16 protein-coding genes and 1 pseudogene are annotated in these 17,013 nt (G+C 38.9%); 2 read left to right on the top strand and 15 right to left on the bottom strand.

The window, feature by feature from the left end:
* Nucleotides 1–28 precede the first annotated feature (28 nt).
* Together ACQKII_RS18390 and ACQKII_RS18385 are read right to left on the bottom strand one after the other, a co-directional pair.
* The gene (locus ACQKII_RS18390; RefSeq protein WP_427461701.1) at nucleotides 29–865 is read right to left on the bottom strand and encodes an alkaline phosphatase family protein; all 837 of its coding nucleotides are present in this window, start codon (nucleotides 863–865) and stop codon (nucleotides 29–31) included.
* On the bottom strand, nucleotides 855–1,943 hold the full coding sequence (locus ACQKII_RS18385; protein ID WP_427461699.1) for an ABC transporter substrate-binding protein: 1,089 nt from the start codon (nucleotides 1,941–1,943) through the stop codon (nucleotides 855–857). The genes ACQKII_RS18390 and ACQKII_RS18385 overlap by 11 nt, the downstream gene beginning before the upstream one ends.
* 305 nt (nucleotides 1,944–2,248) lie before the next feature.
* Between ACQKII_RS18385 and ACQKII_RS18380 the strand changes: the two genes are divergently transcribed.
* The gene (locus ACQKII_RS18380) at nucleotides 2,249–2,494 is read left to right on the top strand and encodes a hypothetical protein (RefSeq protein WP_427461697.1); all 246 of its coding nucleotides are present in this window, start codon (nucleotides 2,249–2,251) and stop codon (nucleotides 2,492–2,494) included.
* Between the two features lie 276 nt (nucleotides 2,495–2,770).
* Here the strand turns inward: ACQKII_RS18380 and ACQKII_RS18375 are convergent, their stop codons facing one another.
* The 9 genes from ACQKII_RS18375 to ACQKII_RS18335 all read right to left on the bottom strand — a co-directional run bounded on the left by ACQKII_RS18375 (nucleotide 2,771) and on the right by ACQKII_RS18335 (nucleotide 11,449).
* The gene (locus tag ACQKII_RS18375) at nucleotides 2,771–3,148 is read right to left on the bottom strand and encodes a 2-oxoglutarate ferredoxin oxidoreductase subunit beta (protein WP_427461695.1); all 378 of its coding nucleotides are present in this window, start codon (nucleotides 3,146–3,148) and stop codon (nucleotides 2,771–2,773) included.
* Nucleotides 3,149–3,235: 87 nt separating this feature from the next.
* Nucleotides 3,236–4,651 (bottom strand): sensor histidine kinase, encoded by a 1,416-nt coding sequence (locus ACQKII_RS18370; protein ID WP_427461693.1) that lies wholly within the window; start codon nucleotides 4,649–4,651, stop codon nucleotides 3,236–3,238.
* Nucleotides 4,639–5,301 (bottom strand): response regulator transcription factor, encoded by a 663-nt coding sequence (locus ACQKII_RS18365; RefSeq protein WP_427461691.1) that lies wholly within the window; start codon nucleotides 5,299–5,301, stop codon nucleotides 4,639–4,641. The genes ACQKII_RS18370 and ACQKII_RS18365 overlap by 13 nt, the downstream gene beginning before the upstream one ends.
* Nucleotides 5,302–5,329: 28 nt before the next feature.
* Entirely contained in the window at nucleotides 5,330–6,085 is a 756-nt protein-coding gene (locus tag ACQKII_RS18360) for a lantibiotic immunity ABC transporter MutG family permease subunit (RefSeq protein ID WP_427461689.1), read from the bottom strand.
* Nucleotides 6,086–6,089: 4 nt separating this feature from the next.
* Nucleotides 6,090–6,824: a lantibiotic immunity ABC transporter MutE/EpiE family permease subunit gene (locus tag ACQKII_RS18355; protein WP_427461687.1), complete on the bottom strand. Its 735-nt coding sequence runs from the start codon at nucleotides 6,822–6,824 to the stop codon at nucleotides 6,090–6,092.
* Between the two features lies 1 nt (nucleotide 6,825).
* Complete coding sequence (locus ACQKII_RS18350; RefSeq protein WP_427461685.1) at nucleotides 6,826–7,533, bottom strand: lantibiotic protection ABC transporter ATP-binding protein; 708 nt, start codon at nucleotides 7,531–7,533, stop codon at nucleotides 6,826–6,828.
* A 332-nt stretch (nucleotides 7,534–7,865) separates the two neighbouring features.
* Nucleotides 7,866–8,732, bottom strand: a complete 867-nt coding sequence (locus tag ACQKII_RS18345) for a 2-oxoacid:ferredoxin oxidoreductase subunit beta (RefSeq protein WP_427461683.1) — start codon at nucleotides 8,730–8,732, stop codon at nucleotides 7,866–7,868.
* Nucleotides 8,732–10,471 carry a 2-oxoacid:acceptor oxidoreductase subunit alpha gene (locus ACQKII_RS18340; protein ID WP_427461681.1) on the bottom strand — a complete coding sequence of 580 codons (1,740 nt, stop codon included), beginning with the start codon at nucleotides 10,469–10,471 and terminating at the stop codon, nucleotides 8,732–8,734. Before ACQKII_RS18340 ends, ACQKII_RS18345 begins: the two co-directional genes overlap by 1 nt.
* Before the next feature lie 711 nt (nucleotides 10,472–11,182).
* Nucleotides 11,183–11,449, bottom strand: a complete 267-nt coding sequence (locus ACQKII_RS18335) for a stage V sporulation protein S (protein WP_010858535.1) — start codon at nucleotides 11,447–11,449, stop codon at nucleotides 11,183–11,185.
* A gap of 472 nt (nucleotides 11,450–11,921) precedes the next feature.
* Between ACQKII_RS18335 and ACQKII_RS18330 the strand changes: the two are divergent.
* A pseudogene (locus ACQKII_RS18330) lies at nucleotides 11,922–12,122 on the top strand (IS5/IS1182 family transposase); the annotation flags it as partial.
* A gap of 146 nt (nucleotides 12,123–12,268) precedes the next feature.
* Here the strand turns inward: ACQKII_RS18330 and ACQKII_RS18325 are convergent.
* The 4 genes from ACQKII_RS18325 to ACQKII_RS18310 form a co-directional block, all read right to left on the bottom strand.
* On the bottom strand, nucleotides 12,269–13,066 hold the full coding sequence (locus ACQKII_RS18325; protein WP_427461679.1) for a TIGR00282 family metallophosphoesterase: 798 nt from the start codon (nucleotides 13,064–13,066) through the stop codon (nucleotides 12,269–12,271).
* Between the two features lie 162 nt (nucleotides 13,067–13,228).
* Nucleotides 13,229–14,338, bottom strand: a complete 1,110-nt coding sequence (locus tag ACQKII_RS18320; RefSeq protein WP_427461677.1) for an acyltransferase family protein — start codon at nucleotides 14,336–14,338, stop codon at nucleotides 13,229–13,231.
* An 82-nt stretch (nucleotides 14,339–14,420) separates the two neighbouring features.
* Nucleotides 14,421–15,929 carry a lipopolysaccharide biosynthesis protein gene (locus ACQKII_RS18315; protein WP_427461675.1) on the bottom strand — a complete coding sequence of 503 codons (1,509 nt, stop codon included), beginning with the start codon at nucleotides 15,927–15,929 and terminating at the stop codon, nucleotides 14,421–14,423.
* Between the two features lie 13 nt (nucleotides 15,930–15,942).
* Nucleotides 15,943–17,010, bottom strand: coding sequence for a glycosyltransferase family 2 protein (locus ACQKII_RS18310; protein WP_427461673.1), 1,068 nt, complete (start codon nucleotides 17,008–17,010; stop codon nucleotides 15,943–15,945).
* Between the last annotated feature and the right edge of the window lie 3 nt (nucleotides 17,011–17,013).

Raw genomic sequence — 17,013 nt, 5'->3', positions numbered from 1 at the left:
TGTTAGTAAAGTAGAATATAGGCATTCATTAGGCCTCTTTTAATGAATGCACACCCTCTAATAAGAGAGGAACCATCTCCTCTGAGGGTTCAATATTCAATAAATAACAGCACAGTGGCGCAACTTGCAATTGCGACACAATTCCATTTTTAATACCAGCTTTCACATTATTAGAAACGACAAACATCGGTACATGACGATCCTCTGAAGTTGTACCACCATGATTACCATCACTTGTCATCCCATGATCCGCTGTGACAATAATCTCATAGCCTTGCGCCAAACATTTTGGAATAAACAAAGATAGCAGTGCATCAACGGCTAACACACGGTTACGGTACTGTGGTGAATCTGCCGTAAATTTATGCCCGTCATCATCCACATTCATCGGATGAATATATAAGAAATCTGGTTGCTTTTGATCCATTAACCATGCTGCATCCGCAAATAAATGGCTATCTGGATAGTGATCCTCAAAGTAGAACATTCCATTTTCAATCGGAAGCTGCATATTGAACTGCAATCTGTCCTCCATATGCATAAATGGTGCACGATTATATAATTCACTTACCCAATAATAAGCAGCAGCTGCAGTAGTTAAACCGTTTGATTTAGCCAAATGAAATAAACTATGTTGCGTGGATAAACGCACCGTCATATTGCTTGTGACACCGTGTACGATAGGCGGTGTACCCGTTAAAATGGTTTCGTATAATGGCCGCGATAATGATGGCACCTCCGAACAAACTTCATATCTTGCGGCTATTTTGCGTTCTATTAAATGTTGCATGAATCCCATATGTGAACAGGCCGTATCAAATCGAAGTGCATCTACGACAATAAGGACAACTTTATTATTTTGCATAAATTAAAACCTGCTCTTGATAAATTTGTGGAATTTGCTTCGTTGTTTCTTCCCATTGCTTTTGATCTTTTACTGGTTGTGCATTTTTATACATCTCTGCTGGCAGTAATAAAGCCTTCACATCTTGAGATAATTCAACATTGTCACGAATGGGGCGTGCATAACCCTTCGCTAAGTTTTCCTGTCCTGCGTCCGATAAAATATATTCTCGTGTTAACATAGCAGCATGTGGGTTTTTCGCATACTTATTGATAACCGTCGCGTAGCCTGATGTCACCGAACCTTCTGATGGGACAACTACATTAAATCGGTCTTCATCAATTTGGTGACGATAGCCCAGCGCATTAAAGTCCCATAAGATGGCTACATCAATTTCACCTTTTTCTAAATTGGCAACAGACGGATCTCCTTGTAAACGTCCTTGTTTAGCTAAGTCCGCAAAAAAGTCAATACCAGGTTGAATATTCGACTCATCACCACCGAAAGCCATTGCGGCTGCCAAAATCGCAAATTGCGCTTGGTTCGCTGTTAAGGCATCACCAATACTGACAGTATAATTGCCATTTTTAATGTCCGCCCAAGATGTTGGGACGTTTTTCACATTATTTGTATCTGTTAAAAATGAAATTGTTCCTGTATAGCCAACAATCCAATGTCCTTCATCATCTTTCGCCCATTGTGGAATATCATCCCAATAAGATGTTTTATACGGTAATGTTAAGCCCTTATCTTTCGCAATTGGTCCAAATGCAATCCCTACATCGCCAATATCGGCTGTGGCATCTTCTTTTTCTGCTTCAAACTTAGCTAGCTCTTCTGCACTCGACATGTCTGTATCTTTGTGCTTCAGACTATATTCCGCATCCAATTCTTGCCACGTCTCCACCCAGTTCGCCCATGTATCAGGCATCCCGACAGAGTTTACAGTACCTTCTTCTTTCGCTTTTTCAGTAATTTCGTCAAGCGTCAAATCACTGTTTACGTCATGCGAGTTAGCTGTACTATCAGAACAAGCAGCCAACATTGAAATCGCTAATACACCGATTAGACTTTTCTTCCACAACTTTTGAATTGCCATAAGATGGACCCTCCATTTGTTTATGTTTATTTTTATTTGCTTACAACAGTAATCATATAAAACAAACATTAAGCAAGTATGGAGCGCTTAAAAATATTCGGTAAAAATTATTGAGGAATTATAAACTCTATGAAGCATGTTGGATAATTAGGGGAATTGTAAAGATTATTATTTTCTGGCTCATCACCAAAAGTTGGGGATGACATTTGTTAAAATGTATACCATTTATCCCGCATTAACTGTCAGTAATTTATCTGTTCCGAAAGCGAAGCGTCAGGTACAAGACGCCCACCTCAAGTGGAAAGATGAGTGAGAGTCAACTAGCTGGGCGATCAACTGTCCGTAAAAGCCCGATTGGTTCGGGGCAACAGATGTTTTTTGTGCGAAAGCGAAGCGGCAGCGACAAATGTTTTATGTGCGAAAGCGCAGCGGCAGCGACAGATGTTTTATGTGCGAAAGCGAAGCGGCAGCGACAGGATGTTGGTCACACAAGCTTTTTCACAGGATGTGAAGGTTTTAGCTTGTGTTCCTCTATTTATTGTGGGGGATGAAGAAAACCTCCAATGATTGAAGTTTCACTTTATATTAGTTGATTGGAGTGGAGGCTGGGCGACTCCTTGAGGATCAGCGTCACAGATGAGACCCTGGAGCGAGCCACGCGAGTGAAGCGGCTCAGCGGACGCCCCCAGGAAAGCGCCCAGTCGGAACGGAAATCAACTCCACGTTATGGTGATGAGCCTATTTTCTTCTGATAGGGGTAATAAGTGGAATCTAGTTTTGTATGCGCACGTTTGTACAGTGCTTCAAACGTGCACATACCCCCTAGATTATTCAGACAAACCAAGGAAATTTGCATATGTATGCGGTTCATTTTCCTTTAAAATTGATAAAAATGTAAAAGCTAACTGCACAACTGACCACCATTTCATATTGTAGTCCATTTCAAAACGGGCAGGCTCAAATGTAAAAACATCCTGAAAAATCTCAAGTGGCTCAATTTCTTCATCCTTTAAAATGGAAAGAAAGCCTAAAAATAATGTATGATCTTTCACCTTTAGTACTTTTCCTTCTACCAAAGCATCAATATTTTCAGGCTGATGGAGCTTACAATGGCATGCAACGTAATGCTCTAAATCTTGTGCACGCTGTCTTTCTTCACGTTCCTTTTTCTTCGCAATAAAATCAATGACGTTATCCACGTACATCGCCTCTTCTTTTTTCTTTTATTGTAGCATTTTTTAACATTATTGCCCTGATATTCCCCCTTTTAACTATGCAGAAAAAAGATGATTTCAACTATGTAGCGAAATCATCTCATTGCCACCTACTTCTCTATTACGAATTGGAATAGTTATTGTTACCTGTCCTCCACCAGATGAACTATCATTAGCAATTAGCAAAGTACCTCCATGGTTTTGTACAATCGATTGAGCAATGTAAAGTCCCATACCATGATGATTACCGGTATTCCGACTGGAATCGCCCCTATAAAATTGCTTTGTAGCCTCTTTCACATCTTTTGGGGAGAAACCATGGCCATTGTCTGTAACGATAAATCGAACATCATCAGAGGTTCCTTGAACAGATAAAGTAACTTTACCATTAAAGGGGGTGTACTCCACAGCATTGACAATGACGTTTAAAATAGCCCGATAAAAGGATTCTTTATTAATAGCAATACACTCTGGAAGCTTTTCTTTGTGGATACACACCTGAAGACTTTTCTCACAAGAAAGAGCCTTCATTTGATTCTTCACCTCTGCAAGAAAAGCCTCTGTTATAATGGATTTTTTTTCATGTGCCGTATTTTTTTCCATTTTAGATAAATCCATCAGTTCTTTTGTGAATTGTTCAATTACAATGGTATTTTTTAAAATATAATCATTATATGCTCGTTGCGTAGCGTCCTGTTGTGTTTCTTGTAACAGCTCAGCATTCCCTCGAATAATCGTTAATGGCGTTTTGATGTCATGAGCAAGCGCAGAAATCTGTTCTCTACGGGATTGCTCTAACTCCCATTGCTGCTTTAATGAACTATGCAGTGCATCTTTCATGTGCCCAAATGAAGATGCTATTTCATCGATTTCACGTATTCCAGACGGAGCAATGGTGAAATCTAAATTTTGATGTTGTATTTTTTTTATAGCATCTTGTAAACCCATCATTTTCTTCTTTAAACGTCTGCCAAAGTGGACAGCAAGCACTGTCGCTTGAGCAAAAATGCCTACTATAAATATTAGGAACATCAATAGTTGTGGATTTGGTAAGTACTCTCTTAATATAGCGGAGCGATATTGCGGTACTAAATAATAGCGCAATATACAAACCTCATTTTCACGCTGTATAAACGTGTAAAATTGGGAACCACCCTTGTTTTCTCCCCTTTGCATTAAATTCCAAGCATCGATCGCTTCCTTTGCTGAAAGATTACCTGACATAAATGTACCTTGTTTAGAATAGACAGCGTAGTCTACAAGATCAGGTATCATATCAGCAGTTACTGTATCGCTTGAAGCAATGCGATTTTTAGTGAAAGAAATCTGAGATTCGACATAATTTGCTGGCAAAATAATATTAATAGAAAAGGCTAATAGAAATAAGCCAAGCAGTATAGCCACTAATAATATTGTACCGATACTGAAGGAAAGTAGATATCGAAGAAAAAATGAATGAAGGCGTGTTCCTTTACTCGGCTTTATATTCTCCATTTATAGCCAATCCCCCAAACCGTGTCAATTACATCCACGTCAAAGGCGTGTAGCTTAGCGCGAATATTTTTTATATGCTCCGTAATTGCCATGCTGTCACTTTTCCCGTCAAAACCAAAAATAGTTTCGTAGATTTTTTCCTTCGTAAAAACCTGACCACGGTTACGCGCGAGAAACTCGCAAATCTCATATTCGCTTTTTGTGAGAGTTATCTTCTCCTCACTTACATATAACTCTTTGCCTGATAAATTGAAGTGAACCTCATCCGTATATAGAATGCTCCGTCTGCCTCGTTTTTCGCGTCTCAAATGGGCATTCACTCTTGCACGTAGCTCTCCGATGCCAAAAGGTTTTACAAGATAGTCATCTGCTCCAAGTCCGAGACCATACATAAGATCTTCCTCTAACGTTTTAGCTGTTAAAAAAAGTATAGGGCAATCTACAGCAGGACGAATTTGCCTACACAAAGTGAACCCGTCTATAGTCGGCATCATCACATCGAGTAATATTAAATCGAAATTTCCAAGATCCAGTTTACATACTTCTGTTGCATCAGATACAACAGTCACAAGGTGATTATCTTTTATTAAGGCATTTTTTATCAATACTAATATATCTGCCTCATCATCCACTGCTAACACTTTTGCCATACACCTTACCTCAACATTCTTACTTTTTCTAACCCTCAGACTTTCTTCCTTCCCAACGCCAAAACCATAAACAAGCCCATATAAATGCCAGCAATGTTGCACTAATACATGTAATCATACCCACTTGTAATCCCGTATGCACGACTGACAGCTCCACACCACTCTCATAAAGTGCCCAAAAAGAAATGAAATGACCACCCCAACCATATGGAATAAATGACCAAATGCCATCACCTAGACCTGTCAACAGTAAAGCGACCAAAAGTGCTTCCACAATACCTAGGCCAATTGAGGCACCTTTGCCAAAACGAAGACTTGTAAAAAGATGTAAAATATATAAAAATATAGTACTTCCGAATAAAATACACGCGCCTATCACATAAAACTGAACATCAAATCGGTCTTCATGTAAGATTTCAATAAAGCCAAAACTAAACACTAAAATAGAGAACAGTATTGCGGCAAAACTGAATAATAATAAGTGCAGCAATTTGCTTACAAATGCTAATATTTTTATGCTAGTCGCAGTTAACATTAGCTGAAAATGACCTGCTGATGCTTCCTGTTCTGAAGACATTGCACAAACTAATCCAATAATAATGGGAAGCCCGCACGCTAATGCTTGATAATAAGCAGTTACCTTCCCATTGAAATCCCATGGAGAATAGGAATAGTATGCTAAAAACAGCCCTGAAATAATGATAGGGACAAGTAGATGCATTAGCAAAAATGGTGTCCTTTTTGATTTAAGAAACTCCGCTCTCAGTAATCGAAAAAATACCATGCTGCTATTTCGCCTCCCTTCGCTTAAACCATCTTGCGGTAAGGAAGGTCAAAAGTGCAAACCACATTAATGCAATTGCTACGCCTGGTACGATAACGCCCGTACTCAATAGTTCACTGCCATCCTGTACGGGTAGTCCATTAGGCAAAATATGAAGTGTTGGACACAATAAACGCGCCGTAATTGCATAAGGGAAGGTATACCAAAGCCCTCCATCTGCTAATGCGGCAACCCCAACGATATTGCCAACTAAATTTAATAAAATTGCCATATATGTTCCGCATTTCGCAGCTAGGAACAAACATAAGGGAATTTGCCATAAAAACGTCACGAAAATTAAAAAACTTCCTGTTAGGCTGTCTCCAATGGTTATACTATTGCCAAAAAGCGTCATTCCTCCAGCAGTAATACCTATTAAGAAAACAACTGTTATTAGCAACAGCCATGCGCTACATGCAAGAATCTTGCCTAGCCAAATCGTTTTCATATCAATCGGCATAGCGAGAATACTATGATATTTCAATTTTGAATCTTTTTCCACTGTCAATGCACAACATATCGTCAGTGCACCGGGTAGGAGCATTGTATACCACCAATTATAAGCGCCTGTTTGAAAAAAACTCCCGCCCATTAAACCTGCACTAAGAAGCAACGTAACAATTGGGGTCAGCCAAACTAATTTTGGAATAAAAGTCCGTTTCCATTTTAATCTTTCAGCTTTCATAACATGGGGTAACATTTTATTGTCCCGCCTTTCTGTTCGCGGCGACTACCTGCATAAATAGTGATTCTAATTCTTGACCTTGTGGTGCAATCCCCTGATATCCTAATACCCCACCGGCAATAATGCCGATTCCATCGACAACCTGTTCTACTTCTGACAGGATATGGCTCGACAAGATGACGGTGATACCCTGCTCAGGAAAAGAACGAATCATTTTTCGTAGTTCTTGTATTCCGATGGGGTCTAGACCATTTGTTGGCTCATCAAGGATGAGGAGTTTTGGATAATTTAGCAGCGCAATGGCTATTCCTAAACGCTGTTTCATCCCTAATGAAAACTGCCCGGCACGTTTTTTGCCTGTATTGCTTAAGTCCACTATCTTAAGAACTTCATCTATACGGCTTTGTGGCAATCCAAGGGCAATTGTTCGAACCTTGAGATTTTCTCTTGCAGTTAGGTTGTCATATAACGGTGGCGTTTCAATCAACACACCAATATCTGTTAAATCTGTTCGTCGCCAATCATGTCCATTAAATAATATCGTCCCTGAATTTGGACGTAGCATGGCTGTAATCATTTTTAACGTTGTTGATTTCCCCGCTCCATTTGGCCCTAACAATCCATAAACCGTGTTTCGTGGAATGGTCAAAGATAGATTTTCTACTATCTTCTGTCCTTTAAAGCTTTTACTAAGATTTTCTGTTTGTAAAATAATATCATCCATAGTAAGTCATCATCCTTTCGATGACTTTAGTGTAAAAAATGATTATAAGGATTTTATAAGGATTTAATTTTTAATATAAACTCGCAACTTGATATGAGCGAAATTAGTCGCCCAGCCTCCACTTCAGGAAAAAAGCAGACTGTATTAAAAGAACGCTTACCTCTATCGCTAGAAGCGTGTCTTCCCTTTATAGCGAGTAGCTTACTTGAAGCAGCAGCGCGAAAAGCGCGTAGCTTTTTCACATACAAAAAAACTGTAGGCAAACTCGATTTTCACAAGTTTACCTACAGTTCGATTCAATTATTTTAAAAGGCATTTAATTCATCTTTTAGTTACATAAATTCATTTACTAATGCATTAAATTGATTTTCGCTCATTTTAATGTCAATATCCGTAAGTGGCAATTCAGAGTAGCCAGGGACTTTCTCTTGGTAAGAAGTCGTTTTTGTATCTTGATAGATAATACCTGTCACAAGCCCTTCAGTTTCCATTACTGTACGCATTGCCATGCCGCGATCAGCATTGTCGTAGCCTTCAATATCTGCAAGCTTTGTTAAGTTCTCTTTGAACCAATCATATGTGTTCACTTTGTTGTATGTTACACAAGGTGAGAATACGTTGATGAAAGAGAAACCTTTATGGTTAATGCCCGCTTCAATTAAAGCAGTCAACTCTTTAATATCTGTAGAGAATCCTTGTGCCACAAATGTAGCACCACTTGTTAAAGCTACCTCTAATGGTTTTAACGAAGGCTCAATTGCACCGCCTGGTGTTGATTTTGTGATAAATCCAGCAGCAGAGCGTGGTGAAGTTTGCCCTTTTGTTAAACCGTAAATTTGGTTATCCATCACTACGTAAGTGATGTCAATATTACGACGAATAGCGTGAATGGTATGTCCCATCCCGATAGCAAAGCCATCTCCATCACCACCAGATGCGATGACGTTTAAATCACGATTAGCCATTTTTAGGCCTTGTGCAATCGGTAGTGCACGGCCATGGATCCCATGGAAACCATATGAATTTATATAGCCTGAAATACGACCTGAACAGCCAATCCCAGAAATCACTGCAAGCTCATTCGGTTCAATGCCTACGTTGGCAGCTGCACGCTGAATTGCGGCTTGTACGGAGAAGTCGCCACAGCCTGGGCACCAGTTTGGTTTTACTGTATTACGAAAATCCTTAAATGTTGCCATTAGCAAGTCAGCTCCTTCACTTTATTTTCTAATTCACCAGGCAAGAACGGCGTACCGTCATATTTTGTGATGGTCTCAATTTTATCGTGGCCACCAATATTCATTTTTATGATATTTGCTAATTGACCTGTGTAGTTGTTTTCTACAACAATCACTTTTTTCGCTTTCGCGACAAGAGGTGTCATATCCGCAGATGGGAATGGGTGAATTAAGCGCATATGTGCATGGTTCACTTTCATACCTTGTGCATTGAGACGCTCTTGTACTTCTTCAAGAGCACCACGCGTTGAGTTAAAGCCAACCAGTAGTATATCGGCTTCATCATGCGGCACATTTTTATAAACAGGGGTATCAAAGTTTAGTGCCTCAAGCTTACGGAAACGTTTATCCATTTGTGTACGACGATTACCCGTCGCTTCAGACGGCTTACCTGTTTCATCATGCTCTACACCTGTTACATGATGAATACCATTTAACTGACCTGGTAAGACACGCGGTGATATACCATCTTCTGTATTTTCGTAACGTTTAAAGTAGGCTTTATCTGCTGCTGCTTCAATGTCTTCTGTTACAATTTTACCACGACGAACTTCAATTTTTTTGTAATCGAATGGTTCAACTGTTTGTTTACCTAGGGATAGCTGTAAGTCTGTTATTAAAATAACTGGTAATTGCAATTCCTCCGCAATATTGAATGCTTGAATTGTATCAAAGAACGCTTCTTCCATTGTAGAAGGTGCAATGACTACTTTCGGAATCTCACCATGTGTACCATAAAGCATCGCCATTAAATCCGATTGTTCCTGTTTTGTCGGAAGACCTGTTGATGGACCACCACGTTGTGTATCGATAACAACAAGTGGTTGCTCCGTCATACCCGAAAGCCCGATTGCTTCCATCATAAGTGAAAGACCAGGACCTGCCGATGCAGTGAATGCACGAACACCACCAAAGTTTGAGCCAATAGCCATCGTAGCTGCTGCTATTTCATCTTCAGTTTGAATAACCGCACCACCGAATTTCGGTAATTTTTTTATGAGGTATTCCATAATTTCAGAAGCTGGTGTAATTGGGTATGCCGCCATAAAGCGTGTCCCAGCAGCAAGTGCACCCAATGCTACTGCATCATTACCAATCATGAACATACGGCGTTTGCCGTCTGCAGGCGCTAATGCCCATTCGCCCGCGCGATCACCTATAAGCTCATCCATCATTTCATGGCCGCGTGCAATAGCTTCCATGTTTTTTTGTACAACCTCTTCACCTTTTTTACCGAAAATATCATCCACAACATTTTGGAAGACAGCATCTTCTAAGTTAAGAAGGGAAGCTGTTGCTCCGATTGCTACCATGTTTTTCATTAATGTTGTGCCAAGCTCCGCGGCCACTTCTGTGAATGGTACAGCGAATAATGGAGCCTTAGAATCTTCAGGCTTTACTGGTTCAAACTTTGCATCAGCTAAAATAACACCATTTTCTGTTAATTCTTTATAATTGACGTCGATTGTTTCTTGGTCGAAGGCAACTAAAATATCTAAATCATCCGCAATAGAACGTACTTCTGTTGGACGAACTGTAATTTTATTATTCGTATGGCCACCTTTAATTCGAGAAGAGAAGTGACGATAACCGTATAGGAAATATCCTAAACGATTCATTGCCATTGAGAAAATCTCACCTGTACTCTCAATCCCTTCACCCTGTTGCCCACCGACTTTCCATGAAAGCTGATGTAACATGTCAACAACTCCTTAAATCCAATGTGTACTATTATTTTTTCCTTCATAAGTTTAACACGAAGATACGGTCTGCACTATTGTTATTCCACGATTTAGCGGAAATTCAGACCTTTGACCGAAAATGCCGTTCAAAAAATTGTAATATTCAGACCAATTAAGTATAAAAAATTAACTTACTGGAATCAACTACAAAATTCTCGTTTTTTCCAGTTATATGTATATGAGCTGAGCTTTCCTTTCGGTGACCAGAGCGTTACTACTGCTTACCTGAGCGATACACCCACTTACCCGAGCGCTTCTACTGCTGACCGGAGCGCTTCTACTGCCGACCGGAGCGTTTCTCTCGCCTACCCGAGCGGTTCTACCTCCGACTTGAGCGTTACTACCGCTTACCCGAGCGCTCCACCAACTGACTTGTGTATTACGATTCAACACGATATCAGCCCCAGCATATAATTAGATTTGCACTGTAACAAAAAAATGCCTCGCATCATAAATGTGCAAGGCATTTCTCTTCATTTTTTATCGGGAACTACCGAAAGCTCCATCTCTCATCTAACATGAGAGCTTCAGCACGCGTTAGCTCCTGATCGGTTCAAGTCAACAGGAAGTTGATTACTTAGGCTCTGTAGTTATTGCCGTCGCATCGCCATAAATTCCTAAATAATCGGTGGGGATATAGAATCCCCCACCGATTAAAGGTTCACTTTATTATCGAACACGTTTTTCTACTAACAATTTTAAGGCCGTACGTTCCTCACCAGCAATTAAAATATCGGCAAACGCCGGTGCGCATATCAAATCTGTGCCACTTGGCGCTACAAATCCGCGTGCAATGGCCACTGCTTTCACGGCTTGGTTAAGTGCACCCGCCCCAACTGCCTGCATTTCTGCTTGCCCTTTTTCTCTGATTACCGCGACTAATGCACCTGCAACTGAATTTGGATTAGAGCGTGACGATACTTTTAATGAATCCACAATTATTCCTCCCCGTTTCGCGAATAGTGTTTACGCTCAATAACTCATGTCCCCCTTTTTGGTCCTCAAGTTATTGTCCGTAGGTCATTTTATGCTCGTGAAAACGAAAATAGACTATTTTCAAAACCGATATATTGCAAACCATGCAAATACATTAAATTTACCTATGTAATTTACTACCATTCATGTCATTACAAAGCGTGCTTCCCTTACTATCGCCAGGTATTTTTCATACGATTATTATTTTTTTACATAAAAAAATTACTGTATTTTACACAGTCTTTTTTCTTTTAAAATTGAAGTATCTATATGAACCCGTTGATTTTCGCTACGGCGGTCGCTTTTCGCGGCTACACTCGCCGCCTGCGCGCCAATCAACTAGTGTACGTCTATATATGATTGAGGTGATGGATAGGATGACGAAAAATAGTAATAATAAACGACATCAACTAGAAATCCTGACAATTGACCATCCGAGGTGCCACACTTCACAACGTTTGGCAAAAACTATGTCCGTCGCTTTCAAGATACCGATTTATTTGAACGCATCTTCTATCGCATTTTAGAAGAAATCGTAGATAAAGGATTGTTGAGCGCAGACTATATTTTCCTTGATTCTACACACGTCAAAGCAAGTTCGAAAAGTAAATCGTGCGCAAAGAAACGCGTTCGTATGAGCCACTGACTTTACAAACGTACACGCCGTCTGAATAAATATCACAGAAAAAATCAAAAGGTTTCGGAATGCTTAGCATTTCCGAAACCTTTTGTCTTCAATCTGAAACTACTGTGTTTTTCATGACACAGTAGTTGTTGACATTACCCTTTGAACGGATAATCTTCATTTATATAAATTCTTTCGCAGCGCAAAGCTTTTCCTGATTTGTCATCAATTTCTACAAAAAAGCCACTTAACACATCGCGCCCTTTTTTTGGTACTTCAAAGCGGGCTGGCATATTTGTCTGGAATTTGTAAATAACATTGTCCTTCGTCATCCCTAAAATTTCATCATAAGGTCCTGTCATTCCGACGTCAGTAATATAGGCTGTCCCATTCGGATAAATGCGCGCATCTGCAGTCTGCACATGTGTATGTGTCCCAACAACCGCTGAAGCCTTACCATCTAAATGCCAACCAAGTGCAATTTTTTCACTTGTCGCTTCCGCATGGAAATCCACAAATACTAACGGAGACGTTTTACGCGCTTCTTCAATCAATTCCTCCGCCATTGCAAAAGGGTCCTCATGTGGTGGCAAAAACACTCGACCATGTAAATTAATAACCGATAATGTGACACCATTTTTTGAAATTTGTACCATACCCTTACCTGGAGCCTCACTTGAAAAATTCGCTGGACGAATTAAATAATCCGCATCATCAATAAAATCAAAAATATCCTTGTTGTCCCAAGTATGATTGCCCATCGTAATGACATCTACACCCATTTGTAAAAGGTCAATATAAATAGAATGTGTAATTCCACGACCTGCAGCTGCATTTTCACCATTCGCAATGACAACGTCTAGATTATATTTTTTCTTTAAACGTGGCAAATATTTTTCCACTGCATCACGACCAATTGAGCCGACAATATCTCCAATAAATAGCACTTTCATTTTGCAAAACCACTCTTTCTATAAATAACAATCTTTAGTTTACCATTATTTCTTCGTCAATCGCAAAATAAAACGCAAACCATAAATAGTTCACGTTTTACACAAACTGCTGATACGTATCATTTCCGTCAATCATCCCATAACAGTCATCCAACAGTAGTTTCATGACCGTTGTTTGAGTACTTGTTTTGCTTTGCTAACACTTATTTTTTCATCTAAATGCACCTGGCCTACTAAGTAAGCACCGAATTTCCATTTGTTCAATAGATATGTCACGCAAATGGAACTAATCGTACTGAAAAAAAATGAAATAAAGACAACAAAAAAAATACTAAATTTTCCTACATAGTTCGTTAAGAAGCTTTTCACCAAAATATTAAATAACGGGTGTAACAAATAAATACCAAAGGAATAGCGACTAATAAAAATGATAAAACTTGGCATTCCCTGCATTTTACTCGCTATATAAAATAGAAAGAAAGCGACACTCAATGTATACAGAATGACATCTATTCTCTTTGAGTGAATTTCAGTGATAAAGCCCCAGAGCTGAATAGTTAGTAAAAAACTTAGTGTGCATAGGCATATAACGAATAGTTGATAACGAAAACGGTGTAATAGTGAAAGGAAGACTTCATAATTTCTTCCGCAATAGTAGGCTGTTACAAAATAAGCTAGCCACGCAGGAAACGGCATCTTATTTAAAACGCTCCACTCCAGTTCTGCATATGGTAAATAATAAAAATACTCGTACGGATCCAAAAAATTAAAAAAGGCTAAGTAACCAAAATTAATAAGAAAAGCAGTTATCATGACTTTATAGGCTGGATATTTCGATACAATATACTTGACGAACAATGGATGTAAAAAATAAAACTGAAAAATGATGACGATAAAATAGCCATGAAAATCGCCTTCGAATAAATTCAGAATAACCTTTTTTTCAAATTCACCACTATTCGTGCCAATCGAATGAAGCGCTGCATCTAGAATGCCTATAAACAGAAATGGGACAAATATATACTTAAAACGTTTTTCATAAAATTTTTTGGGCAAATGATCTGGGTAGGAATAAGCAATGACGAACTCCGAGATAAAAATAAAGAGCGGTGTGCCGAACATGAATGCCAATTGAATAGACGTCAGTACTACTAATAATGGACTTTCCCCAATGTCATAGATATCTAACGCTAACGTGACACCGTGCATGAATACAATCCCCAAACAGGCGACGAATCTTAGTAAGAATATCTCTTTCACAACTGGTTTCATTTTTCCCACCTGCCATTTCTAAGCAATCATCTTGCCACGCAATTATGCTTTTTAGCTTACTTAAACACATAGGAAAAACTTTTTAGTCGTTGGAAAATGCACGCTTTACATGCACCAAAATATCACGCATCATTTTAGGTTCAAGTAAAAAATTCCCTAATAAAACAATCGCAATTGTCCATAAGGAAACACATATCGCCGCTACCAACCAAGAACCTACACCTGTAATAGGAAGCTCCATGAAAAAAATAAATGGCGTTGCAGCGATGAATGCTAAAATAATATTGCGCATAATTTTTTTGACCGTAACCAGCGCAGACTGTTTTAAAATTTCTTTTGACGTATACAAAATTAAATCACACGTACGATAGGCATACGAACAAAGCGCACCTATTAGTACCCCCTCTATACCAAAAAACTGTACGAAAATAATGGCGGTCACAAGGTTAATAACCGCTTCAATAATGGCACGGTTTTTCGTCTCTCTAAAATGGCCAGCAGCGTTTACTAACGTATTTGAAGGAATTCGAATCGTATTCGCAACACCTACCATAACAAATAGCATCGCTAGCCACGGCCGTATATAATCAACATCCTCAACACCCACTGTATATATAGTGATAAACGGTAAAATTAAAATGGCTGTACACGTATAACAAAAAGCAACGACTGCAAAAAAAACGTACTCAAAATGTTGAAAATATTTTTGAAGACCGACCCTATCCGCTTTTACTAGAATGTCACCAAATGCCGCTAACATTGCCCCCGAAAAAGCTGAAACGAACAAAGTGACGGCATTAAAGACCAAACTGTACACCGTAAATACACTAACCTCCGCTAGACCCAGAAACAATGTAATCAAAATAAACGGTGTATTAAATACAACTAACGAAGCGATTTGATGAATTAAAGCATCCCATTTAGCTTTCGTTGCTCGGGTATTTGGCTCTACTTTTATATTAAAATATGAATATTTTTTTTTGACATAGCGTCTTAAAAAAAGAATATCCAGTAATAATAGAACACTTGAACTAGCAATAACGACAATGATGGAAAAACCAAGCATGATAAATGTCAATGACAGTAGCGTACTGGCAATAAGTAATATGGTTTGGATGCGGAAAATTACGTAACTTTTTTGATCCGCCGTCAGAAGAACTAGATATTTTCCTATAAAAAAATACTCCCACATACCGCTTATCCCTAGAATAAGTACCATGTAAAAGGCTGTACGTGGATTCACCTCATCGCCCACCACGAAAGGATAGAAGATAGCTAAAATTGCTACTAACACTGTAAAGATAGTACCTGAACGTCTATAAAAATGATTAGTAGCTGACAGTATACCATTTATCTGGTCTTTATCACTCAAGGACAAGGGCTTATAAAGTGCGGCGATAGATGCATTGCCTACGCCCGCTTCTACAATTTTTAAATAACTTAAAAATTGCTTAATAGATGATATAAGTCCATTGGAAGCGGAGCCATAGGTCGTCATAAATAATCGAGGCAAAATAAAATTAATGGCTGCCGAAACAATTTGAAGCAGTACATTTGACAGTAAATTCAATAACACTTTTTTTGTTCTCATGGTGGCTAACACCTTATCCTTTAGTAAAAGCAGGGCTTAAAACCTTCATGTTACTTCGATACCGACTCAACCAAATCAAACCATAGAGTAAAAGAATGTGATGTTTCTTCAATAACCAAATATAAATCTTTGATTTGAGGGACATTTTATTCATGTGGACCGCATGTAATGCCTTTTTCATGTCCTTATGCGCTAACATTTTTTTGATAAAGATTCTTTTCTCACGGAAGCTCTTATGATTATGCCGGCTAAATTCATTATGAACGGTGGCAGTCGCTAGATACGTAAAATAATAGTGTAATTGTTCAGCGAAATTAGGGACCACCCCTTCCACTTCACGTTTAAGATCATTCAATCGCTCACACAAAATAAGTATTTTTTCAAAGAACTTCTCATCATAGCTCGCAGTCATTGAAGAAGAGATTTGACGATAATGGTAGAGATACTTATCTTCTAATATACATATACTGTTCGCCTCGAGTAAGCTTGGATACGTACAAGCAACATCTTCCCCCAAGCGAATTTTATCATCTACTTTAAATTGATATTTTTCTAGTAGCAATCTTTTAAATAATTTATTGGAAACTGAGGGGAATAATCCGAATTTATAATATTCGCCTGAAAACAGCATAACCGGATACACGTCTTGTAGCATCCTCTTCTTTCCGTACAGTCCAGGCGCTACACTTTGCGTTCGTTTCACTTCTAAATCTGGGTAATTTTCAACAATATCACAAATAACGATGTCTACATCAAATTTACGCGCGGCATTACATAATGATTGGTACATATCCACCTCAATCCAATCATCACTATCCACATAGCCAATATATTGCCCACTGGCGATACTTAACCCCGCTTTACGTGCACTGACAAGCCCACCATTTTCTTTATGAATAACGGTAACTCTTGCATCGAGCTCGGCATATTCATCACAAATTACTGAGCAGTTATCCGTCGAACCATCATCTACTAAGATTAATTCAAAATCTACGAATTCCTGTTTCAAAATACTCTCAATACACTTTCTTACATAAGGCTCCACATTATAGATTGGTACAATAATACTTAAAAATGGCATCGC

This window comes from Lysinibacillus sp. NPDC048646 (genome assembly GCF_050272295.1).
Classification (GTDB): domain Bacteria; phylum Bacillota; class Bacilli; order Bacillales_A; family Planococcaceae; genus Lysinibacillus.
This window is presented reverse-complemented; position numbering and strand designations above follow the sequence as displayed.